This is a genomic window from Sphingobacterium paucimobilis HER1398, from assembly GCF_000416985.1.
In the GTDB taxonomy this organism is placed as follows: Bacteria; Bacteroidota; Bacteroidia; order Sphingobacteriales; family Sphingobacteriaceae; genus Sphingobacterium; species Sphingobacterium paucimobilis.
In genome coordinates this window covers 347,708-372,855 of sequence record NZ_ATDL01000004.1, presented here as the reverse complement: position 1 = coordinate 372,855, position 25,148 = coordinate 347,708, and the positions used below count along the sequence as shown (strand labels likewise).

Below are 25,148 nucleotides of genomic sequence, written 5' to 3'. Positions count from 1 at the left end.
CCCTATCAAAAACACGTAAGCTGCTTACAGGATAAATTGCCAATGCCTCTAAATCCTGCCATTTCCTTCCATTTTTTAAATGATTTCATCCCATTAACTTCGTTACGAATACAAAAATCAAAAGCAATGATAGCAAAAGAAACAACCATAGAACATGTATTGGGTCGCTCCACGGAGCGCTATTTTGGACAGGCATTCCGTAGTTTTTATGTCCGTTTCCTTACCATGGAGCAATCTGAGAGCGAACTGACCGGTCAATTTTATGTAGACTATGTAGGGCCACAGCGTCCCCGTGAGGAGGCGCCGCACCTAGGCAGTATAGAATACACCGCCGTTGCCCTTCGTCTAGCCACCTATGGGCTCAATCGACTCGGAAGGATAGCGGTATCGGATACCGATCGCGCATTTATGCACAGCTATCAAATCCTTAACAAAGAGAGCCTTTACACGGGACAGCATCAGTTTCACTGTCGTCTGGTACAGAGCGTCATCGATGCGAACAGTATGCAGGGCAGCATCTCCCATTTCGAAATCAATATCGGAGCGGTTGCCATCCATATAGCAATCGATCACCGAGGTGGCATGCGCTATGGTACGCTCCCAGCAAAGGAGACTTTAGCGATCCATATCGAACAGCTGCATTCTATAGGCTATAAGTGTACCGACCTAGACATTACCGCCCTGAAAACAAACCTACGACAGCAGTGCATTACCGCTGATATATCGTACGCCTACCTATTCGAGGAGAATAGCCTGCACGGTATAGGCAGTGCACGAGATGCTTTGTTGACAACCGATGCAATACGTGTCTTTGGACAACTCATGCAAGTACTGCTCTACGAGCTCGAGAACTCTTGTCGACACAGTTGTCCCAATATCTGGTTACGCAAAATGTACCTACAATCGGATCGCCCGCTATTTACGGGTACAGCTAGCGCAGAAGTTCATTTTGATCATATCCGAGAGATTCAAAAAGGCGAGGTCCACTGGAAACTCGTAAAACTGAGCGGCACCATTGGTAATTTTAAGGGCAGATTTGAAGTAGCTTTTGAAGTAAAGAAGTGACGAGTAACGCGTAACGAGTGACCAATAACACGTGACGAGTGACCAGTAACGAGTAACGCGTAACCAGTAACACGTGACGAATGACCAGTAACGCGTGACCAGTAACGCGTAACCAGTAATACGTGACGAATGACCAGTAACGCGTGACCAGTAACGCGTAACCAGTAATACGTGACGAGTGACCAGTAAGCAATTTAAAACCTAAAAAAATGAAAACACACAAAGACCTCGATGTCTGGAACAAAAGTATGGAACTGGTAACAGCTATCTACCAACACACAAAAAAATTTCCAAAAGAAGAAATTTACGGACTCACTAATCAAATCAGAAGGTCTGCTGTATCCGTTCCATCCAATATAGCTGAAGGCGCCGCCAGAAATCATAACAAAGAATACATCCAATTTTTATATATCGCCTTAGGTAGTGCGTCAGAATTGGAAACACAACTATTAATTGCCAAAAACCTGCACTATTTCAACGAGGAACAATCAACTCTACTGTTAGATAGAAATGATAGAATAAGAAAAATGTTAGTTGGCCTAATAAAGTCTGTACAAAATCGTACCCCGTAACCAGTCACACGTAACCAGTCACGCATACCCCGTAACGAGTGACGCATAACCAGTACCCCGTAACCAGTAACCAATCCAAAACATCATGAATCGAATCGTCATCTCCGGCACATACTGCACAGGTAAGACCACACTCACCATAGCATTAGAAAAAGCCACAGACATACCCGCTACCCATGCACTCACCATGCGTGAGATACTGCCTATGCTATACCCTGGCAAGGCCCTTCGCCAATGCAACTATGCCGAGCTCATCACCCTCGGTATGCGGCGTTTTGAAGATCGTATACACAGCGAAGCCCAACTACCTAATGGCTTTATCTCCGATGGCTGTCCGCTACAAGAATGGCTCTATGGCAGTACCCGGCTCGTCACGGGCGCCTACCCTGATGAATATCCTTGGAAAATGATGCTCAAAAAACTAGGATACTACCGCAGCTATCGCGATTTCAAAAAACTGCTCCAAGGATTTGAAGGCATGGTAAAAGCCTACACCCGAAGTCACTATGACCTATTTTTCCATCTACCGACAGAGTTTCCGTTTGTCGCTGATGGACATAGACCTACTTCTGAGCGCTTTCGAACAGAATCCGAGAAAAGGTTGCTGGCCACCTATATGGAAATGGGTATCCAGCCTATTGTCCTTTCCGGATCGATAGAAGAGCGATTAAGCAAAGCTCTGCAGATACTGGACATAACACCTCAGCACCCGATTGCCTATTATATCGACCATAGTACGCAAGAACGCCGCGAGCGCTTTGATCAGGTACACCTAGAAACATAACAATGCACCCCCAATCCCTTTTTATAGTCTCCCTGTGGGTTAGAGCGCGGTCCGTGGGGAGATTTTTCAAGCAACTGACAACACACATTATGGAAAGAATCTATGTACAATTTGAACGTTACAGTTCCTTAAACGAAGAAATCAAACAGGACTTAACGACACTCGGCAAGATCAAGAGATACAACAAAGGCAGTTATTATAAACACGAGGACGAAGCTATTTCCAAATGGTGTTTTATCATACAGGGACTGGTCTCCGAAGAACATTTCAATGCGGGCGATCGACTGGTCGTCGAGCGTATATGCGATACCAATGAATACTTTGTCGGTACCAAGCACACCTTTTCATCCACTGGAGAACCCTTGGCTATAAAATTTCTCAAGCCTACATTGCTGTATGAAATCAGAAATAGTCATCTGCAGGAGCTGCTGGATCAACATGATGAACTCAAAGCCATCTATCACAGATTAGTACAGCGAAAGCTCAATCAGTCCAATAGACATATACACCGCACCAATGGACTCCTGGCAGAAGAACGTCTATACGATTTGCATCTCGATCGTCCCAATCTGATCAAACAGCTTACCGTAGAACAAAAAAGCGCATTTCTCAAGCTTGCTAATAATGAAGCCTACTATAAGGCCAAAAAATATATGGACAAAAAGCTGAAAAATATTTCCTAGCTGTACGAATCGTACAAGTTCGAGCGCAAAAGCAGCCCTAACTTTGAAATATCAAAACGCAAGTACAGCGGATCGGCGATACCAGGTATCAATGAAAAGGGGAAACTCACCAAAAGGGTACACCACTCAGGCTGTGCCCAGGTGTATAAAGAAAAGGCCACAGCGATAAAAAATGGGGAACTAGTGATCACTCCGCCCTAATAAAAGAAAGAGGGAGATCGGCTGTTATTAAAATTAATAATATGGAAAAGTTAAAAACATATGCTGTCATCTTTACGTTGGCGATAGCATCAATAATAGGGTTCTCAGCGTATACGCTGATGGATAATAAAACAGATGAAGTCGCTACACAGGAATGGCGTAGGGTACGCAACGCCAGCAATCAATTCGAGTGGAAGCAAGGATTTCCTTCAGGAATTCCATCCTGTCTAACGGATCAAGATATCTGTCACGTAGTTCTTCCAACAGGTATGAATCCAGCAGATATGACCAAAGACGAAATTATAGAAAATGCTGTTGATGGTGAATATGCACTGGGGTATACTATAGAACCATAAAATAAAGGTGCGGCACGGGTGCCGCACCTAGTCCCTATTTAGTAATATATTCCAGTTCATTACCTGGGATAGGAAACACATACCGATTATCATCGGGAGGCAGCTCCAACAGCTGTCCATCAGTCCCCCGCTTTTTCAGCGTTACCTGAAAGCGGGGGTCTTTATTCAATCGTTTAAGATCAGGCCATCTCAACCCTCGAAGGTAAAGTTGCTTTCTCCGTTCTTGTAAAACAAATCGCAACAATTCTTCTTGCCCCTCCAACAGAATAGGTACATAGCTATTCTTCATCCAACGATTTATCAACAACTTATCAAGATAAGGTTTTGCTTCAGCACTACGATCTAGTCGAATCAGACATTCGGCACGGATCAGATATAGCTCATCTGTAGCCAGCCCGCCAAAAGCCGTCGCTGATCCAGTATAGCTTCCTTTATAGTTAGCTCTTTTATTTCCAAGATCTTTAAAAAAGGAGGTTCGTCTGAGATCACAATTGTGAAAATCTTCTATCAACACGGTGTCACAATAGGTTGTCGCTAAAATTGTGTATGCACCAGTTGTTAATATACTGTAAAAGATGACCTCTGGATTAGTACCTAAATATCCCAAAGGAAATGTTCGAGTATTAGACGTATTTAGTGTATTATAATCCAGCAAATCGTCCTTAAACTTCATAGATAACTCTGCATTCAATAATGCTTTATCATATTCTTCAATGGCCAAATAAATTCGCGCCAACAGAGCAAGAGCTGCTGTTTTTGATGGTCTAGTCACGTACTCTATTTTCTCTGGAAGATAGCTTTTCGCAAAGTCCAAGTCTTCAAAGATCTGCTTATAAGTATCAAATAATGATGCGCGTTGTGCAATGACCTCAATATCTGGATCCAAGCGAACAGGAACCCCTTTTAGCTCCTTCAGCTTAGCTGCATCATATTTGTCACCAAAAGCCTCGACCAGACCATACAACGCCCAAGCTCTGTAAAATTTCGCAGCGGCTTCCAGCTCTAACCATGGAAGAGAGCCTTCTCCATACTTCTTAGTGCCCTCCAGTACGATATTCGCATAAAATATACCCCTATAAGCGTCACTCCAATCGTAACTGCTATTGTCTGGATAGGGAGGCAATTTCCAGAGATAAGTCTCTCTATCAATCTGGTCATATTGCAATAGATTTACTGGCTCAACAAACATTTCGTCTCCGGCCATCACATGCATTCCAACTCCCCTATTCATTACGGTGGACATATTATCCAGCAAGCCTTGAAAATCTTCGAGCTTCTGTGGTACTACGAGCGATTTGGTGGGTTTTATAGCAAGAAATTCCTGATGACACGCCTGCAATATGAGTATAAAGCCAATGCAGAATAGCATCTTAACTGTAATAATTATTCTTTTCATCTGTATAATCTTTAAAGGTTAAACTGTAGACCCATGGACAAAGAGAATGGTGTAGGGCTACGGAAACTATTGACCAGCGGCAACACATCAGGATCTATATGTCTCTTATTTTTAGCCCAGAGAAGTCCTATATTGTTAGCAAATACAAATAGTGTAGCAGATCGAACCCAGTCTTTCTTAAGCAACCGATCAAACTCGTACGACAATTTGATATCCTGAAAGCGGATATGATCACCACGCTCCACAAGCACATCACTGTAACGGTAAAAGGTATGCCGATTGGCATTCACTGCCAATGGTGCCGACGGCACATAAGTAGTCGTCTCATCCCCTGATTTCTGCCACCTATCATAGTAGTCTGTATGACCGCCCTTACCCTGGATAAGCGAATTGAAATCGATAGACTCCCGTCTAAAATAATAGCCCAATTTAAAATTGAGGGTAAACGACAATGTCACCCCCTTAAAAAGAAAGCTATTTCTAAAACTTCCGAAGTGTGTCGGTCGTGCGGAGCCATGATACACCAGATCTTCGAACTTTGTACTTGACATTATTTTTGCATAATCTACAGATGGCTCCCCATTCAGATAGCCCCGAGGAGAACCATTACCTGGATCTAATCCTGCCGATCGGTAGCTGTAGAACGCATAGAGCGGAAAACCCACTGCTGGTTGACTCGTATTCTCGGTGTACGACCGTGCGGTTATATTATCCTTCAAGTATGTCGTCACTCTTTCTCTCTCAAAATGATAGAGTAAATCGGTTGTCCATTTGACCACACCAACAGTATTGCCTGTACCAACCGTAACATCCAGTCCTGAACCGACAGTATGTGCCGTATTACCAATGAAGGCTGCCACACCCGTCTGTGGTGGTAAGGGGCTTTCGCCAATGATATCCTTCCCTTTCTTGCGGTAATAATCAATCGTAGCGTTTAGCCGCCTGTCCAATACACTCAGGTCTAACCCAACATTCTGCATGGTTACCTGCTCCCAGCGTAGCTGCGGATTCGGAGGATTAACAACGTTTGCAAATTTCAAACCGGTTCCTGCCGTAAAAGCAGAGAATCGAGCAGTGGTATAGGCTGATAAACTTCTGTTTACATTACCACTGCTTCCGTAGGTCAATCGCAGCTTTAGCGCATCAAAAAATGTATTATTCGTTAATAACTCATTTTTGATATTCCATGCGCCACCGATCGAATAGAGCGGTACGCCTTTTTGGTTGGTCTTAACGCCAAAAAGATTACTCCTGTCCCAACGCACGCTCGATGAAAGCGAATACCTATTACGCCATTCGTAGGATGCATTACCGTATAGAGAGACAAAGCGATCGACAGTTTCATTCTCTTTGTTCACGAAAGGAATCTGCCCACGTATGTTACTATTAGGGTATTGAACGAAACTAGTTTTATAATCTACCTGTGAGAAAATGCCATAATCCTGATCATACCCGTACTCTCTACTTATGAGCGACTGTAGCTTATTGTCCGAGATCTCGTAACCAGCTATGACATGCAGGCCTGTAAATCGATCTTGCCCGGCATAGGAAAGCTGCGACCTGAAATTATAACCTTTGGCCGTTTCATTGGAATAATCGAGAATAGAACCGGTTGGAATAGCGCTACTAACAACTCCTTCCGCATTGATAGACGAATACTGATTAAGTAGACTACGTGTGAAATAGTCGACTTTGTCATTCAACGTTTTGCCTGATCCAAATTTCAGCAGATGCTGGTAATTCAAAGATAAAGCAAAGCCTCGGGATAAATCCACATCGGTACGCAAATTGAACCGTAGATCGTGGTTTCGTACCGAATTATTAGATCGTTCGATCTCGTCCAAAAGATTGTACGACCAATCGTAAAATCCTAAATCATTTGCCTCTTCAATAAACCGCGAACTATAGTCCAGTGCCAGCCCCCTGCCCACCCCATGCTGATCCACTAGCCGTGCATACGGGTATAAGCTAGAGAATTTGACTGGTATGTAAAAGCGACTGCTTGATGAGTTACTATAATTGACCTGTGGATTGATCTCCACACGCTCGCCAAGTACTTTTAACACATTATCAAACCTAACTGTATATCGATCCATGTTATTGCCTTTGAGTGATTCCAAATTTTTATCGGTTCCTCCCGATAAATAGTAGCGGTAATTACTCGAGCCTCCGCTAAGATTCAGCGAAAGCTGTCTTAACGAAGAATTTCTGTAGGCATATCTAGAAAGATCCGTTCTTAGGTCATAACCCTTAAGTGCCTCTATCTGCTGATCAATTTCACCTCCTCTTTCTGGATAGTTCTTTTTCTCCAATAGAAATTCCACCACCTCACTCAACGGTAACTTGGCAGTACTTATGATATCATTATTATACACTCCCTTTGCAAACAGCTCTTTTTCGATATCAATATAATCCGCATTACTGATCGCTTGGCGATAAGACAGATCAGGTCGTTGCCCTATGGTATACGTACTGGAAAGCGTTAGCTTGGCCTTAGCATTGTATTTACCCTGTTTGGTCGTAATCACGATAACCCCATTACCTGCACGGGCACCCCATATCGAGGTAGCCACCGCGTCGCGCAGTACCGTGATGCTCTCGACATCCTCGGGGTTAATAGCGCTCATATCGCCGTCAAATGGGAAGTTATCAATAACGATAAGCGGGTCTGTTCGTGATTGGATGGTGCTCTGTCCACGAATCAGGATATTATTGTTGTTGATAGCCTTGGTACCTACATTATTAAAAATAAGCCCCGGCACCTGATCGGCCAATCGCTCCAAAATCCCCATACCGACACCATATTTTACTTTAGAGCTGTCCAGGTGCGAGTAGGCACCTGTAGCACGCTCTTTACCAATGCGCTGATACCCCGTATTGATCAACACCTCCTCAATTTCGACAGGTCTTTTGAGGCTGTCTTTCAATATATCTCCTGTTCTGTCCTGTGCTATTGCACGAACAGGCAACAAGTATAGGACTACCAGTAGCCCTATACTACTAAATATTACATACAATGTTTTCATGAGGTAGGTCTATCTTTAATAACCAGAAAAGGTTTTGTCCTTTTTTCCAAAGAGATGGCAAGCCCGTATTTTGCCAGGTATTGATTGACTTCGGACAGGTCTCCTATAGGCTTTGGTATAGCTACTGTAAGCCGATCATTTCTACCCGTCTCATTATAGAGATTAACACCCATTTTGTCGTACTCATTAATTTCCTCGACCAATCTATTGATAGGGATATTAGTACCGTTAAATGTCTTTTCTCCGGTGCCATAAGCTGCTCCGAGCGTAGTGTTTTTTTCGGTAGACGCTATTAACTTTTTTTCATCAATGAGTTTAAGAATATAGCAGGAGATCTCTCTAGACTCCACTACAGCTTTGTACTGCGGAATCATCCTGTCCAGATCAGCCTGCATATATTTAAAGCTTGAATCTCTTTCTTCGTAGCGCACGATCTGTTCATAGCAGTAGCCGTTTCCAGCAGCAAGCCAATCCTCATAGCGTTGTCCCGGGATTCCCCGCTTAACAATTTTTTCGTGATCTTTTACTTCAACTATGGTATTCGATTTCCAAAACCCCTGCCCATTCGTAGAGTATGCAGTTATATATAGCCAAAAGAGCGGAACATTTAAAAGAGTAATCTTTCTTCCTTTGTCTTTGTCCGTACTTATCTTACGCATGGACTTGTAACCTGAATGATAAGGTATCAACGTGCTACTAAAATACAATTGACCGATCTCATCATTACCAACATTTTGAAGTAATGATCTGTCAAAATCATATTCTACAATGACGTCAGTCTTCGTTCTGAAATTAAATATTCCTTTCAGAGCTTCATCTATATTGACAGCATTGACCTGTAGTGATTCGGAACTACTACGAATTACGCCTTGCGAGTCTATCCAAACATAGTGTGGCAGTGTTCCATATTTAAAATAATCATCTATGTCCTTACCTTCGGAGATAAAAGTAAGATTCGGTGTTTGAGCACCGCGTGCCTTTATAAATACGGAAACACGTTCTTTACTTTCTGTAGAGACACTTAAGAATGCCACATCTTTAGCATATTTTTGTTGCAGTGTGTCAAGCTTGGGAAAAGCAGCTATACAACCTCCGCACCATGTAGCCCAAAAGTCGAGTATAATCAGCTTGCCCCGATAGTCATTCAAGGTCATTGTTTTCATTTGATCAGGATTACTTACGATCTGCAGAGGCATATGCCACAACATTTCCGGTATGGTATCTCCTATCTGCAAAGCATTTGGCTTCTTAAGGCCTTTGGCCTCCTGCCCTTGAGCAGGAGAAACCAAAAGACCACTAAACAACACACAGAATAATATTATACAGGCTAATGGCCAATAGCTAATAGCAGATGGCGACCTCAATCCACACAGCACGTCACCTCGATTGGAGCGTAGTGGAACAGAGAGGTCTATACAGAATAAAGATGTCATACCTCTATTCTTATCAATTGGGCGACTAGAAAGGTCTTTGTCACGGAGACCTGTCCCGCTTGTCCCGAGAATCGGGAAGTTATATCGGGATAATTTGACAACATGATCCCCCTGTCCAAAGGACAGTCCTCTCCCACCCCTTAAAAAATTCTTCATTTTTTTTAAGATTTTAAATTGTTTTTCAATGGACTTAAAGAGCCCGCACAGCGGGGTTTCTAAAGTTCATTGAATGTGTGGCGCCGGAAAAATAGACCGGTCAATATCCTACCGTACCCAATCCTTGATCAGGCCACACGGTTAATAAATAAAATTGATTGATTTGTTATCGGGAAGAGCTCACTTTTAAGTATTTAATTGGTATAATTTTCGGGTTATATAATTGGAGCGCAAAACCGATTAGATTGGTCTCCTTAAGACCAAGTCTACTAACCTGAACTATTCAGGAGCAGAGATAATTTTAATCTGATGATTCTGATTTTTTTTCACCATTTTTACAATTGAGTTTAAATGGTAAAGGAAATACAATAGGAAAGGCTGAGCTGAAATCATTAATGGAAATGTATGGATTTGAGCACTACCTCCCCGCCGCTTGAGTTCCCACACGAGTAACGGATCAACAGCAGTACCCTATCCATACAAAGGACAAATATAAGTCATTTGGATGGGATTGGGTAATACCTGCTGCCTCGCTCTCGTGTGGGATATTCTAAGCGACGAGACTTTAAATGTATCGACCTATACCAAGGTTATATTTTCTAGCCTATAATTTAATTCATATACGTGTAACGACCATTTAAATGAGAGACATCACTCGTTACTCACAAGTCGCTGACACAAATATACGATACATATTTATAATAACATAATGTATTTATAAAAATATAAAAACAATGATAATAAGTAAGATATCAACATTTCAATCTAGAGAGATTGGATTACGATTAAAAGCTATTAGAAAGCTATTAATACTCTCATTAAAGAAAGTTGCAACGGGTTCAGATTTAACTGTTGCATCGTTAAAGAGGCTTGAAGAAGGCAAAGGAAATGTCCATCTCATTAATTTGCTCAAATTGCTTACCTTCTACGGAGTTCCTGTTTTAGAATTCTTTGATTTTTCCAAGAAACTAAAAGACGAAAAGACTTTCAGAGCTAACATGATTAATTTCCATCAAGAGCACGATTCAGATAGACATAAAATTCTTGACACTCCCATCGATTTGATTGACCTAATTGAATTAAGACTTTTAGACTTAAATCTCTTTAGAGAATGGGTAGACGTACAAACGGTAGATGAATATATAAGGACGGCTTTTGGCATAACCTATAAAAATATATCCGGATCACTATTGACAGCTATTAAAAATGGTTGGTTAATATCGCGAAAAAAACATTCAGACAATGCTAAAGCTCGTGTGAATGAATATATTATTATCGACCTTAAAGATACTAAATAACCAAGGCTAGCACCATGATTCAAAACTAGCGCCACTTTGCAAGTGGTGTCTCAACAAACAAAAAATTACATTACCACTCACAGAGCAGGTGCGATCCGAGAAACCAGCACAAAAAAAGGTGATGCTATCAAGTTGAAAGGCAGATCGGTATTTGAGTTTGATGCGGACGGGAAGATACACCGACTGACGGATATAGCGCAATGCATCTTTGAAAAAATAGCGGAGTTAACACATAAAAAAAAGCGTTCAGGATTAATCCTGAACGCTTTTATAATATAATTATCTTTTAAAACTATTTCAACTTTTCTATCTCTTCAACAGTCAATCCAAGAATTTCCGAGATCATCTTGACCCCAAATCCATTTTCCAACATCTTAACCGCTGATTCTCGCTTTTCTGCATCTGCTTTTGCCCGCTCTTCCTGACGACCTTCTTGACGACCTTCTTGACGACCTTCCTGACGCCCCTCAGCCTTACCCTTGGCATGGCCAGAGCGTAATGCAGAATTAAAAACGCTTTCAGCGTCCCGTCTTTGTTTTAAACTTGCTTCGTATGACATCAGATCCTCCTCTTTTAATTTACCTATCTCTCCTATAGCAAAGATACGACCAAATATCCGTTTGTCCAAAAATGAAGGTAGTTTATCCATGGTACTCAGATGCTTAAGAAGATAGAGCCATTGATCCATTATCGTCTCCAATTCCTCTGGCTGCTTATCAAAAACAGGAAGGGAGACCATCTTATACCCCAACTTGTCATAAAAAACCTCGTGGGTATGCCTATCACATAACGCAACATCATAAAAATACGGGCGATCGGTCTCGCGGGGCAACGCAACATTCGAGCCTCCATTCATGTCGAATTCCAGAATACCGACGAAGTAAACTTCCGGCAAATGATAATCATTCCCTTTCTTCCCTTTGGCAAGCTGCTTATTAATCAACCGTGAGGTATAGAACACGGCACGGTCTTTAAAAAACTCCTGGAATAATTGTTGAAATTCGACTATAAAAATTTCACCATCACTACCTATGCAGTGCAGATCAAAAACAACGCGACGCATATCTTCCTGATCACCATCGTGCTCTACGGTCTTATACTTTAGATCGGCAATTATCTTCTCGCCTTCAAACAGACTGTTAAGGAATTCGATCAATAAGATCTTATTTTCTTCCCGTCCAAAATAAAACTTCATACCGAAGTCGGTCCGTGGATCGACGTATTTACCGAGATGCTTCTTTGATTTAGTCATATCGTTTAATCATTGGTTATTAAACAAATATACAAAAATAAAACCTTTTAAACTAAAATAATTAGCAAACATAAGCAAGCCATCACTCCTCCCCTCTCAACACCTTGATCACCTCTCCATTGTACATCAGCGTATATTTGGCCTTGATCACGTTAGCCTCTGCTACATCATAGTCCAATAGCGCTTTATAATTCCCGTCTAGGCTTGGGAAAACAGGCTAAAACAAAAAATAAAAGAATCAATAATACGTTTTTGGATATCTTCTATTTTCATTTTTTACTATAATGAAATAACGACCCATGCAATTCAAACTAACAAAACTTATTATACAATCATATTAAATTATCATCAATAAAAACATTAAAGCTTGAAACATTCATTTTTAACGCCTACATTTAAGAAAAGCAACCACTTATAAGTTTATAAATGAAATTATTGAATACCAACAGCACCAACAAAGACACTGATCTATTCAAGCTATGCGATTTTTTAAGTAAAGGATTGGGCTGAATTCTATCAAATATCAGGAAGGAGTGCAGACTGCTCTTTTAAACAACCATTTTAAACTTAAAACATAAAAAACAAGGTGAGGAATCTCAGTCTCAAAGTTGAAAAAATCTATGAAAAAGCTATTACTTGCAACACTTATCTTTTTTGTTTCTTTAACGACACAAGCAGGTGTAACTGACACAAAAATCCCCTTTATAATAACCAATGGTAGCATCATAATACAAACTCCTGATAAGGCAGGGAACATGCTTAATATGCTTTTCGATTCTGGAGCTAACACTTTTATGTTAAGCACAGAAGTTATTAGGAAACACAATATAAAAACAAAAGATGAAATACCATCCTTGATGCCGGGCGGTAACATAAAAGCCTTACCTTTTGGAAAGGCCGACATATTTAAAATTGAGGAACTGAATGAAATGAACACATCTGGGCTAGCTGTTGACCTAGATTGGCTGAGTAAGGAAAGAGGGATTCGAATAGACGGACTAATGGGAATTTCAAGCTCCGACAGAGCTAGAAACTTTGGAATTGATTTTGAAAATCATATTATTACGATATCAAAGACATCTATAGATAAGTCCAAATATAACAACATTACAACATTTGATATGGTCTTTTCTGACGCGGGGTTCGAAACAGACTACAGTAAAATATTGCATGTATCAACAGCTGTAAAAGTCGTCTTTCTCTTAAACAATTCTAATTCACAAACTGCAAATATGATATTTGATTCAGGTTTTAATAAGTCATTTGCCCTCTTTACAAATTTAGATATAGATTCACTTACCAAATCTTGGGACACCCCCATAAAAAGCACAACGTCCAAAAGAACGAATCTCGTGAATCACAAACAAGATCTACACGCAGTAGAATTAAAAGCCTTATTGATTTCTGGGAAACTAAAAATCGAACAACCTGAAGTTTTAATAACGAAAGAAAAAGACTTCATAATGAAAGGCCCCTTTGGTTCAGCAAATTTTTATATGTTATGTGGACTTGATTTTATGAGGAGCTACAAACAAGTGCATCTAGATTATATCCAACAACAAATACATCTCATTAATTAATTTACAGTACTGCCCTTTAAAACATTAGATTATTTTGTTCAATGGGAACAGTTATTTTGTTCTTAAATCAAACACTTTTGAGACACCCAACATTTGTAATAAATCTAAAAAGTCGGACAGATAGAAAGAATCAATGTTCTGGAGCAAAGTGACCAGTTCTTTATAAACGTTACTTGCAAAAAAAGGAAGACAGAAAGCTTATTTACGAACAATAGCGTGATCCGTATATCAGGTATATAGCCTTATCTTTTTGTCAGATCCTTGAGTAGGTTATTAAACACATAATCATGCTCTTGTCTTATCCCGAGTTTTTCTAACGGTTCCCAATAGAATCGAGGTTTCAAAACAGAGGTATAGGTTGTAATCCGTGTCAGCTTACATTTGTCCTCTCCCACTTTGTCAAAATAATATATTGCTTCTTTGAAACCAAGCCAACTGCGTCCCACCAACTTATAGTCGATGACATCCATCTTCAGAACCTTACCGCGCTCCAAGGCTGTAATCCGCTCTACAATAGTACCGCTACCAAAATCATTTGCGCTGGATTTTCCGGCTTTAAAATAACAGGTCCTCAATCCCCCGACCTCTTCTTTCTCCAAAACACATTTGGTAGGGATAGGAAGGTCAAAATACATAAGATAGGGCTTGTCGGCATCGAGGGTATCAACAGATTTAACAGCATCGTACACCTGCTCTGGCGTATAGTCAAAGATCTGCGTTGTGGCGACTTCGATGACCTCATCCTTATCTGCTGTTAGGTATTGCTCTACTGGTGCTGCGATCAGAAAAGGCAACAGCGGGAGGAGCAAGACCCGCAACCTGTCTGTACCCCGTATATGCCGATAACGCTTTATCAAATGCGCAATAATATAACCGGCAAAGATAAGCGGAAGCACCAAGGGCAATGTCATCACAATACACAATAAACCGGACAGGCCGGGAATAACGAGCGCTGTAAGAATAATAGCTGCCGATCCGATAGCCCCCCATACGATATATTTTGCATTGGGCATAGCACCGATAGCCACACCCAAAACTATAGGCAAAACAATGAAAAGAGCCCAACCTAATGGAGCTGTCCCGATAAACAGAAAAAAGATACCTGTACCAAAGAAAAGAGCGGTAAGAATAATCGACAACCGAAAACTGCGGTCTTTTAGAATTTTATCCATGTAGAGAGCATTGACTAGTAATGGTAAGATACAATTAAAAAAGAATAATGGGTGTTTTAAGAAAGAATTTCTGAGCTACTCAACATCGCTCGAGAAAAGATGCAAAAGCAAAGGGATACCTATGGCATCCCTTTAAACCCTACTTCGTTATGCTTAATCTTTTTGCTTGATCTTTACGAAAAACAAGCTCAAAGATGCTAATAGTAGTGCGATAGCAATAATTTGATAGGTAATAGAAAGACTGATATTTGCATCTTTTAATGCTCCTCCGACATATACCATAAGCCCACCCACAATCGTACTGAGAAAATTCAAAAAGCCATAGGCCGTAGCAATATATCGCTGATCAACAACCTGCCTCAACATCGGCATCAGATTAGCATCATTAAATCCTCTGGCCAATCCAAATACCACCATAGCAATTATGGCCAGGACAAATACAGAGGTAGAAGCCATGAGAAATAAGAAAGGTGTGCCTATGCAAAATCCAATAATCATAACATTGAGGCGGCCTTTCGGATTTTTCTGAACCCATTTATCAGCAATAATGCCTCCTAGGATTACGCCTACAAACGATCCTATCTGGATATAACCAGTAGCCGAAATACCTGCAGTGCCGAGATCTAGATGAAATTGATCCTTGAGAAAAGTTGGCAACCATCCATTCACGAGCCAATTTGCCATTCCTAACACGGCAAAAAACATTAAAATAATATAGAAAGACGGTAACCTGAACAGGGATGCTAGCACCTCCTTTATGGAGTATTTCTTCGTATTAGTGACTGCGTCCTCTTCCACATTATCTTCCTTTGATTTATCGCGAACAAGGTATAGGAGCACTATAGCGTACACTATTCCAAAAATACCGAATACATGAAAACCATACCGCCAGCCCCAGTACTCTGCAATAAAGCCGCCCAATCCGCCCAAGGCTAGGCCTGTGTACAGACCGCACATGTGCAGCCCCGTAGCCAATGACCTAGTTTTGCCGGAATGATAATCCGTAATCAATGCCAACGCCGCAGGAATATAACAGGCTTCGCTGATCCCCATGAAAAGGCGTGTAGCCAGCATCTCTGGAAAAGAAGTAGCGTAGCCAGTCCATAAGGTGACAAGTGACCAGATGGCAACAGATAATACAATGACTTTCTTCCGCGAATACTTATCTGCAAGAAATCCGCCAAATGGACTAACAAAACCATACGACCAAAGAAAAACAGAAGTCAGCAACCCAAACTGTGCATCAGTCAGATTGAAATCAGCTACGATCGGATCTCGCATCGAAGTAATCAATATCCGATCAAAGTAATTAAGAAAGGCTACCACCCACAGCAGAGCGACCAATAACCAGGCATATCCTTTTGTATTTGTTTTCATTGGCTTAGTTTTATCTTTGAGATATTTAGTCTTTATGTAGTACAAATAAATTCCGACAAAAAGGTTTATCTTGTCTAGGAACCTTCTTTATCGCACTATGATTATTTCTGAAGTAATTCAAAGTGTGGACGGAGATGCTCTCTCATCCCTATTACAAATTCTTCCTTTGTCCCCTCTTTTAAAATCTGAACCAAATCAGCGTGCGAAACTTTTGACTTTACGCTACGGTTTTCATTTTTCAATACGAAGTCAAATAAGGGAAGTAACATCACCTGAAACCTCTTTAACGTATCATTTCCTGTAATTTCATACAGTTTACTGTGAAATGCTATTTCACTATTGACTCGAAACACATCGTCATCTATAAACTTTTCATTATCCACGATCGCCTCCAATTCCTCAATATTTTTTTCTGTCTTTCGGAGAAAAAGTAAATCAGCTAACCCGGACTCTAGGACTAGTCTTAGTTCGAAAAGATTTTGCAATGTAGTGGTATCGATCAACTGGGGATTTAATACCCGTTCGAAAGATCCCAGTATATCCGGACTAGTCAATACCATCCCCCGTTTCTTTCTTGATTCGATCAACCCCAACATACGGAGTCGGCTCAAAGCTTCTCTGAGCACATTTCTGCTGACCCCCAAAGCGGCAGACAGCTCAAGCTCTGTAGGCAACACATCACCTGTCCGTAGCTCTTTATTGGCTAAATACTCGCGAAGGCGTAATTCCACAAGATCTGCTCTAGTATCAGCAGATATGGGTTTCAAATCTTTACTTAACTCACTTATTTCCATTATTTATACTTTAACTATTAGAGCCACTTCACAAATTAACATAAAACATTTTACAAACACATTCTCACTGTAAATAATATGTTAATTACCACATTAGATAACTTAAACTTAACAATATACTACTATAACATTTCAAAACACTATAAGTCTCGCACGTCGACTACAACGACCTGCCGTGTCCTCACAGCTGGACGTACTTCTCCGCCTGGGATTATGATCCGCCCGTCCCAAACCACTAGCGAGGTAGTGACTGCTGCGGTCTCTGGCTGGCTCCCAATATCAGACCAACGATCAGCGTATGCATCATATGATAATATACTTCTGGAAAACCCTGGGTGTTTATCCTGCTTCGGATCTATGCCTACAGACGAACCATCATCCCCTCCGAAAATCAGGAGATGACCTGAAGACTCCGCGAATGCAGGACTAGGAGCTGCTACCACGGGACTTGGCAAGCTTGCAATTTCTTTCCATCCCTTACCCACATCATATCGATATGCATCTTTCAAATATTCACGAGTACCATCCTCCAGCCGGGCACCACTAAATAGATAAATGGCCTCGTCTTGAGCACCAGCTACGGCAAGCATACGTGAGGGACCGGGCCAGGAATCTAATATTTTCCAACCCGCGTCGACGCTGTCGAGATCTAGAGCCCAAAAGTTAGACTCGCTTTTTGTGGAGCTGTGATCTAGAGTACCTCCTAATATATAAACAATATTGTTCAGAATAACGCCGGTAGAATTGGCAAGAGGTTGGGGCAAATCTGGAAATCGCTCAAATCGAACTGAATCACCTTCGTATTGGAGCAATAATACTTCAGAACTATGTTTATCTTGGGTGCTCCCTCCAATTAAGATCATTCCTTCTCTGCAAGTAATAGATACACCATAGCCTAAAGGTCTCGGGAGTTTACCTACTTTTTTCCACTTGCTCTTAGGATGATCAAGCACAAAAATATCATCATGCCATACTTTCTTAGATCCAGTCCAAGGAGCCCCACCATCTGGGAAATTAGCTCCTCCTGCGACAATCAAAGCATCATTGGCAATACCGACAAAGGAACCGGCAAAGCCAACTTGATCAGGAATATCCATCAGAGAACTCCAATCAATGGAGATGTTTTTAGATGAACAGCTACTAATACCTATCATTAGAAAAATTAATTTTACAGTATTGAATAAAAACCTCATTCCTAAAAATTTACCATAGACGCATCTCTGCACTGATCTACCAAATTAAAGAAATTATCAGACTCCAAATCATCCTTTAGTCTCTTTCTTTCTTCTGAATTTAAGCTGACCAATGGCAGACGACATGGACCTAACTCAAAACCGCTCATATCGACAATAGCACGCTGTGCAGGAATAGGAGAAAACTTGACCAGGGATTGGACCATCTTGATCGAAACCATCTGTAGTCGACGAGCTTCATCGATATTGTTGCTTTCAAAATTCTCAATTATTTTTTTATATAGCGGAGTAGCATAGGTATATGTACTTCCGACTGCTCCTTTGGCGCCTACCGCAATGGCTCCCAGCAGCATCTCGTCTAGCCCATATAAGATATCGTACTTACCGCCTTTATAGTTCAAGCAAGCTTCATATTCATGTAGGGTAGTCGCCGTATACTTTAAGCCAGCAAAGCTAGGAATCATCTCCTCGGCCAACTTTATTAACTCGAGCATATCCATAGATACACCTGTCAAATGGGGAATATTATAATAATAAAAAGGCGTGCTGGGAGCTGCGGAAGCTATTTCTGCTAAACTCGTCACCAAAGCTTTGACAGAAGCTGGTTTAAAGTAAAAGGCTGAAACGGATGAAAGTGCGTCGGCACCGGCCTGCTCCGCATGTGCTGCCAGCTTACGAGCTTCTTTTACGGAACTGTGTCCTACATGCACCATAACTGTCATGCGCTTGTTTACCGCCTTGACGTAAGCTTCTACGATAGCCATTCTTTCATCTATCGTTAGGTTTGGTCCCTCTCCATTTGTACCACACACGAACACTCCAGAAGCTCCATCTCTGACCAGTTTTTCGACAATCTGAGGAATAGCCTCTAAATTAATTTCACCGTCCTCATTATATGCAGCAAAAGTCGCAGCTACCAATCCTGTAATTTTTTTCATCGTATATCTCTCTTTTTATGTAATTATCTCTGTGCATCTATCTATTGCTCCATCTCAACCTCTTCATATTTTCACTTTTCAGGGAGCGTTCTTATTCCTTGATTTATTTTAAAAGGTCTTTTAGTTCTATCGCCTGAAAAACCATGTCAGCCTGGCTGCTTTCATAAAGAATTCCGACGGTATGTCTATCTATGCTCGTAAGGCAAGAATATCCTCTGCTTTTTAAAGCATCCAAAAGTAGCGACGAGTCGGACGACCAGGTCATGCCGTCATCATAGCTATGTTTGATGGTCAATTTATGCCGTGTTGTTTTAGAATTAGGATTTGAAAACAGCAAAACAGACTTGTCCTTCTTTCCCTTGCCATAATCATGGCGAATGATGCTCGCCATGCAAACGGGTTCAATCAAAGCATGATGAGAAGTAGGGTGTACTGTCCAACTCTTTCCTAAATCTTTGGTTGTGGCAATAGCCCGCCCATTTGTGTCATCTATCCGTCCTTTATTAGAATTCGCTCTCATATTCAACATAATAGATCCATCGGATAATTCAACAGCCATACATTCTGTGGTCGATTCACCTATGGCTGGCTCACTGGATACCCAGGTCTTGCCTCCGTCTTTACTATAGGTAATATTTGAAAATGCTTCTCCAGTACTGTCCCGACCCTGTGTCGGAAAAACTAATGTGCCATCACGTAAAGTAATACCCTGGCCAGGTGCTGGTGCCCATAGCCACCAATCCTTCTTTTTTCCCATCTGTGTTATATTTACTGGCTCTGACCAAGTCTTCCCATCATCTGTGCTTTTAACAATCAAAAACTGGGCAGTCTGTTTCACATCAAAACCAGGCTGTGAACCCTTCGTTAGCCACTGATGATTCCAATCTTTGCTAGCCTGAGTAAGATTTTCCTGCCATTGACCATCGTCATTAATAACACCATACATCCACAGACCTGCAATATAAATCGTATTTGAATTTTTGTCCACTAGGATACAAGCGTCCGATACGCCATTGAATTTTTGAGGCAGTCCACCCCATTCTCCCATATCCATCGCTATCTGTATCGGTTGCCAGGTGTTGCCCCTATCTTCGCTACGATGGACCCCTATATCCATATGGCCCTGTAAATCCCTTCCACTTTCATAGCGTGCATCAAAAACAGCAATTAACGTCCCTTTATTCGTTGTTGCCAAACCTGGAATCCGGGAGGTATGAACAGCGTCTTGCTTGTGTTTTCTTACTGCTACACCTATACGTTGCTTTACTTGATTATCTTTCTGAGTTATATTAATATTCTCTCCGTCAATTTCAGCAGACAATAGACTTGCATCTACAAAGTTTAATATATTCGCATTGTCAGCGAGTTCGTAAGAAAGCCAGAAGTAATTATCCCCTTTCTGTAAAACCTGACTACTCTCAAAACGCAATTCCTGATCTACATGATTTACCGTAGACATCAGCTTAGCTTTTGTGGTCTCCATGTTCCCAGGAAGCGTATCCTGCCCATAGTAATATAATCGAGCCGCTTTGATATCTTTCAGATCAGTTGTTCCCTTAGTACTCGCACGTATCCCGGTCAGGACGCTTCCTTCGACGGGTGAAAATATGTGAATTCGGATGATGGGATTATCGGCTTTCCTTTTTAATACAGGCAATTGATACTGATCACTCGATATCTTAAAATCAACAGGAGCAAAAGCTAGAAACGATACGATAATAAACGATAAAACGGCACTTACTAAAACGCTAAACTTCATATTATGACTTAACTTATTTATTACTATTTTGATTATTTTGGTTCGGCAGAACCATTTAATATCCATGTTAAATTGAATCGATGAAAGTCGATCGAACGGTTACTAGTCTCAGAACTCCTTGTATTTTCATTGATCTCGATCAAAGCAGCGACCATATTATCCTTCGTCTTTATCATACTGGAATACCCGCCTTTTCCTTGGCGCTGGGCCTCTTCTTCAGACAGTGTGTCGTAAATTCGCCTATCCAAGGGCCAGGTTTTGCCTTCATCATAACTTAGCCTGACTAGCATCCGGCCTCTAGTCGTCGTACTTGCAGAATTTAAAAAAAGTATACGATTGCGATTCCACGTAAACCGCAATATAGAGGCCTGATTTGCAGGATCAAGAAGGGCTTGATCTGAGACCCAATTTGAAAAGCTGCCAATTGTTCCAGTAGAGATTCTTCTCGTTTTCGAGAGCTCCCATGCGCTTCTTACTGCTCGATCATTTCGAATCATTGCTCCATTGGATTTTTCAACAATCGTTCCTTCACTCGTACCAGATGCCAGTAATTGATATTTCCAAGTCTGCCCATGATCATCGCTGTAAATATTTCGTCCAATAGCTGGAATAATTAGTCGTCCTACGCCCTCTACTTGCTTCTTCTGTATACCTATTCCTGGTCCCATAGCATCCCAAGTATAATTGGAAGGCAAAAGAATAGCGGTTAAATCCTGTGGTGTGGACCAACTTTCCCCTTCATCGTCACTATAGGAAGAATATACCTTTCGCTGCCCCCAATGGTCGATTTTCTCAAATCCGTCAGTACCGGATTGGTTATGTCTGTCGCTGTTCCAAGACATAAACAACCAGATACGCCCATTTGATTCATCCACCACGGCAGTTGGGTTACCCCAGGTACCATTACCTTCACTAACCACCGTCTTTAAAGAAGACCAGCTTGCTCCATTATCCTGTGAAGTTTTATATACCAGATCAATATCCCCATAATCGCGGTTGTCATTCTTCCTTCCTTCCGCAAGAGCGATCAAGGTTCCTGATACTGTCCGAACCAAGGATGGGATCCGATAAGAATGATAACCTTCATTTCCTCCATCAAAAATTTTCAATTGGGTATGAATTGGAGGAGCCTTCAATAATTCTTCATCCTGCGTATTTTCGGACTCAGGTGGTTGTGGCTTTTCCTTTGTCACACTGTCTTTCGTACAGGATGCAAAACAAAACATCACACTTGTCACCATCGCAAGAAACTTCATACATATATCCTTCATTATAGCAAAATTCTTGTTTATAATGTTGTCCAGAAAAATCTTACTTCTGGACAACTTTTATATCGACTAAAGATTGTATAGCGCTAGTATTTCCGCCGCACTTAATGCTTTATTATAAATAACTAAATCATCCAACAAACCACTGTAGTAACTGCCATATGTAAAATCACCAGACGCATTGGTTCCGCGCTGCATACCTATCTTGAAGTCGCCCGCATTAGACACGACTTTGACGCCGCTAGCCGAAGTGCCTTCTTTAGCAAATACACCATTGACATATATAGATGTTTTTAAACCACTACGGGTAGTCACAACGTGAAACCATTGGTTGGCCTCCCATTTACCTTTCTGAGATTCATTCAAGTTTACGAAGGATCCACCATTGGAATCTTCTGTAGCAAAGGTCACAAGCTGATCTGTAGTATTTGACAATAAGCGCAACCAAGTCTGATTATCTTTGGAACCTTTATCACCACTTTCCTGCCAAACCATCATCTTAGCCAATTTGCTTGCTTTGACCCATACAGCAACCGTATAGTCCTTGTCACCAAAGTTCAACGCAGGATGATCAGTCACGACCAATCCACTCGATCCGTTGAACACTGCAGCATTACTGTCATACGCTTTTCTATCTACCCCGAGACTCGTCACTGCACCCCGCATTGTCGGCGCAAACTTGTGAGGCCCCACATCGTTCAGATTACCACTAAATGGGAAATAAGCGGCCAACCTATCACCAGGCATAACTACGATATACCCTTCTCTAACCTTTTCTTTGGTTACTGCAATATTTGTCCCTCTCAATTTTACTTTATACCTTCCAGGTTTGGCATATTGAACAGATGGGTTTTCTGCGGTGCTTGTTGACGGCGTGCCGCCCTCAAACTCCCATTGCCAACTATTTACAGTACCTACGGACGATGACGTAAAATCTATGGTGCCGCCTTCATAGGTACCTGTAGAACTAGCAGAAAAGTCGATACTAACGTTACTCGCGTCTAAAACCTCAATAAAAGCTTCTTTGATTTCGACATCAGAAAAGTCAGGGTTACTGACGGTCAGCTTAGCACGATAAATCCCTACTTCATTAAACTTGAGTTTTGGACTCTGCTCATTAGAGGTCAGGACAATACCTTCCGCTGAAGTAAACTCCCACGTCCAACTTTCAACCAGCCCCGTTGAAGCGTCTATAAAACTAACCTCATCTCCCTGTGTGACTATCGTTTTATCTGCTTCAAAAGCAGCTTCTATCACGTCATAACCAACGGTCACTTCCTTTGTAATCACGGAGCCGCCATGAGAATTCGAGACTTCCAATGTTACATTATATTTTCCAGGTTGTTCAAAAATAACAATAGGATTGGAAAGCACGGATTCTTCAATATCTCCTCCTTCGAACTTCCAATTCCATCTAGAAACTTTTCCAGTAGAAGCATCTGAAAAAACGACAGGATTTCCCACTTGAATAGCTTCAGATTCAAATGTAAAATCGGCCGCCAATTGCTCCATAACGTCGTCTTTTTTGCAGGACGAAAACGCCCCCAGCAAAGCGATATAGATAACCAATAAAAATTTAGTATTCATATGTCTATAATTGTTTAGTACGGATGTAAACCTATTCAGTCTATAGTTTACTATTTAAAATCTCCCAGTTCCAACATTTTGAAAGCAATACCTTCATAGGGCCTACCGACTCCTCCTTCATAGACCAAGGCTATCTTTCCCTGGGCGGTAAGAGTCATATCCGAATACGCCGAAGGCCCGCTATGTATCGACACCTTTTTTGTCCAATTACTGCCATTGTCATTGCTCAATTTGACGGTCATATTCTTGCGTTCAACACTCGCTGCATTAGCGAAAAACATCATATGTTTGTTATCAATAGGTGCAGAAAGTAAACTGCCTTGGCAGATAGCATCCACTAGCGTGTAATCGGTCTGGATATCGCCCCAGGTCTCGCCTCCATCTTCACTGATACTATATTTGCGCACATTGCCAGAACTCACTCTAAAATTCATCATCAAACGTCCGTCTGAGAGTTCCGCCACGGTACACTCTCCCACACCACCAGTCTTTGTTGCCGCTCCAGACTTCCATGTAAGTCCATTATCATCGGAGTAAATAGCGTGAGAAAGATCTTGGCGCCGTCCGTCCACCCGTTCGGTAAAATAGTTTGGTGATACCAGTCGACCTTTATATGTGCCCTTTGAAATCTGAATACCGTGAACTGGACCAGTGGCATACCAATCCCATGTGGATGACTTGACACTTGATGTAATCTCTCTGGGTTTACTCCAGGTTGCCCCTTCATCAGAAGAGGAGGTATAATATACTCTTCTAGTGTCCTTACCTGTGCCATTGGTCAATGCTGCCCAATCGTCCGCACCATTGTTCCAGGTCAATAGCAGGTGTATCTTGCCTGTAACTTTATCTACAATCGGAACTGGATTACCGCAGGTATTCACTCCTTCGTCCCAAATAGTAATCATATTGCCCCAGGTCTTTCCATTGTCATCAGACAATTTGACGACCATATCAATATCACCACTATCTCCGCCGCTTCTTAATTTTCTCGCTTCGGCGAAAGCCAAAAGACGCCCGCTATTGGCTTTTACAATGGCCGGAATACGATAGACTTGGAATCCTCCAGTATTCTCTTTATAAATATAGTTGAAGGAACTGGTAGGGTCCTCACCATCATTGTCTCCGCCATTGCCTCCTGGCTTTGTAACTGGCTTTGTCGGCTCATCAGACTTGCATGCAATCAATGCAACATTTGAAGTCACACATAACAATAAAACAATACTCGTTATTAAATTTTTGCTTAAAACCATTTGCTCTT

20 protein-coding genes are annotated in these 25,148 nt (G+C 41.5%); 7 read left to right on the top strand and 13 right to left on the bottom strand.

What is annotated here, in order from left to right; all coding sequences use genetic code 11:
* Positions 1-126: 126 nt before the first annotated feature.
* From M472_RS27175 to M472_RS27155, 5 genes are all read left to right on the top strand, one after another.
* Positions 127-1,065, top strand: a complete 939-nt coding sequence (locus tag M472_RS27175) for an AvrD family protein (protein ID WP_021068989.1) — start codon at positions 127-129, stop codon at positions 1,063-1,065.
* A 209-nt stretch (positions 1,066-1,274) separates the two neighbouring features.
* Complete coding sequence (locus M472_RS27170) at positions 1,275-1,637, top strand: four helix bundle protein (RefSeq protein WP_021068988.1); 363 nt, start codon at positions 1,275-1,277, stop codon at positions 1,635-1,637.
* Between the two features lie 85 nt (positions 1,638-1,722).
* Complete coding sequence (locus M472_RS27165; protein ID WP_022829269.1) at positions 1,723-2,421, top strand: ATP/GTP-binding protein; 699 nt, start codon at positions 1,723-1,725, stop codon at positions 2,419-2,421.
* 89 nt (positions 2,422-2,510) lie between these two features.
* Positions 2,511-3,104 (top strand): cyclic nucleotide-binding domain-containing protein, encoded by a 594-nt coding sequence (locus M472_RS27160; protein ID WP_021068985.1) that lies wholly within the window; start codon positions 2,511-2,513, stop codon positions 3,102-3,104.
* 242 nt (positions 3,105-3,346) lie between these two features.
* Positions 3,347-3,661, top strand: coding sequence for a hypothetical protein (locus M472_RS27155; protein WP_021068984.1), 315 nt, complete (start codon positions 3,347-3,349; stop codon positions 3,659-3,661).
* Between the two features lie 34 nt (positions 3,662-3,695).
* Here M472_RS27155 and M472_RS27150 read toward each other — a convergent pair whose 3' ends face one another.
* Genes M472_RS27150 through M472_RS27140 form a run of 3 tightly spaced genes read right to left on the bottom strand, consistent with a single transcriptional unit; the run spans position 3,696 to position 9,672 of the window.
* On the bottom strand, positions 3,696-5,057 hold the full coding sequence (locus tag M472_RS27150; RefSeq protein WP_081643084.1) for a RagB/SusD family nutrient uptake outer membrane protein: 1,362 nt from the start codon (positions 5,055-5,057) through the stop codon (positions 3,696-3,698).
* 11 nt (positions 5,058-5,068) lie between these two features.
* Positions 5,069-8,083 (bottom strand): SusC/RagA family TonB-linked outer membrane protein, encoded by a 3,015-nt coding sequence (locus M472_RS27145; protein ID WP_021068982.1) that lies wholly within the window; start codon positions 8,081-8,083, stop codon positions 5,069-5,071.
* The gene (locus M472_RS27140; protein ID WP_021068981.1) at positions 8,080-9,672 is read right to left on the bottom strand and encodes a TlpA family protein disulfide reductase; all 1,593 of its coding nucleotides are present in this window, start codon (positions 9,670-9,672) and stop codon (positions 8,080-8,082) included. Before M472_RS27140 ends, M472_RS27145 begins: the two co-directional genes overlap by 4 nt.
* A 734-nt stretch (positions 9,673-10,406) precedes the next feature.
* Here M472_RS27140 and M472_RS27135 point away from each other — a divergent pair.
* The gene (locus M472_RS27135) at positions 10,407-10,970 is read left to right on the top strand and encodes a helix-turn-helix domain-containing protein (protein WP_021068980.1); all 564 of its coding nucleotides are present in this window, start codon (positions 10,407-10,409) and stop codon (positions 10,968-10,970) included.
* Between the two features lie 292 nt (positions 10,971-11,262).
* Here the strand turns inward: M472_RS27135 and M472_RS27125 are convergent, their stop codons facing one another.
* Positions 11,263-12,222 carry an Rpn family recombination-promoting nuclease/putative transposase gene (locus M472_RS27125; protein WP_021068978.1) on the bottom strand — a complete coding sequence of 320 codons (960 nt, stop codon included), beginning with the start codon at positions 12,220-12,222 and terminating at the stop codon, positions 11,263-11,265.
* Between the two features lie 620 nt (positions 12,223-12,842).
* Between M472_RS27125 and M472_RS27120 the strand changes: the two genes are divergently transcribed.
* Complete coding sequence (locus M472_RS27120; RefSeq protein ID WP_021068976.1) at positions 12,843-13,802, top strand: aspartyl protease family protein; 960 nt, start codon at positions 12,843-12,845, stop codon at positions 13,800-13,802.
* Positions 13,803-14,044: 242 nt separating this feature from the next.
* On the opposite strand, the gene M472_RS27115 is transcribed toward M472_RS27120, so the two are convergent.
* The 9 genes from M472_RS27115 to M472_RS27075 all read right to left on the bottom strand — a co-directional run bounded on the left by M472_RS27115 (position 14,045) and on the right by M472_RS27075 (position 25,140).
* Positions 14,045-14,974: a hypothetical protein gene (locus tag M472_RS27115; protein WP_021068975.1), complete on the bottom strand. Its 930-nt coding sequence runs from the start codon at positions 14,972-14,974 to the stop codon at positions 14,045-14,047.
* A 153-nt stretch (positions 14,975-15,127) separates the two neighbouring features.
* A complete protein-coding gene (locus M472_RS27110) occupies positions 15,128-16,351 on the bottom strand; it encodes an MFS transporter (RefSeq protein ID WP_031301354.1) in 1,224 nt (407 codons plus the stop codon).
* A gap of 101 nt (positions 16,352-16,452) precedes the next feature.
* Positions 16,453-17,145 (bottom strand): FadR/GntR family transcriptional regulator, encoded by a 693-nt coding sequence (locus M472_RS27105; protein WP_021068973.1) that lies wholly within the window; start codon positions 17,143-17,145, stop codon positions 16,453-16,455.
* A gap of 140 nt (positions 17,146-17,285) precedes the next feature.
* Positions 17,286-18,299 carry a hypothetical protein gene (locus M472_RS27100; protein ID WP_021068972.1) on the bottom strand — a complete coding sequence of 338 codons (1,014 nt, stop codon included), beginning with the start codon at positions 18,297-18,299 and terminating at the stop codon, positions 17,286-17,288.
* Positions 18,300-18,340: 41 nt separating this feature from the next.
* A complete protein-coding gene (locus M472_RS27095; protein ID WP_021068971.1) occupies positions 18,341-19,276 on the bottom strand; it encodes a dihydrodipicolinate synthase family protein in 936 nt (311 codons plus the stop codon).
* Positions 19,277-19,379: 103 nt separating this feature from the next.
* Positions 19,380-21,035 (bottom strand): sialidase family protein, encoded by a 1,656-nt coding sequence (locus M472_RS27090; protein WP_021068970.1) that lies wholly within the window; start codon positions 21,033-21,035, stop codon positions 19,380-19,382.
* A gap of 32 nt (positions 21,036-21,067) precedes the next feature.
* A complete protein-coding gene (locus tag M472_RS27085; RefSeq protein WP_021068969.1) occupies positions 21,068-22,306 on the bottom strand; it encodes a sialidase family protein in 1,239 nt (412 codons plus the stop codon).
* Positions 22,307-22,372: 66 nt separating this feature from the next.
* Positions 22,373-23,890 (bottom strand): PKD domain-containing protein, encoded by a 1,518-nt coding sequence (locus M472_RS27080; protein WP_021068968.1) that lies wholly within the window; start codon positions 23,888-23,890, stop codon positions 22,373-22,375.
* A gap of 50 nt (positions 23,891-23,940) precedes the next feature.
* A complete protein-coding gene (locus M472_RS27075) occupies positions 23,941-25,140 on the bottom strand; it encodes a sialidase family protein (RefSeq protein WP_022829267.1) in 1,200 nt (399 codons plus the stop codon).
* Between the last annotated feature and the right edge of the window lie 8 nt (positions 25,141-25,148).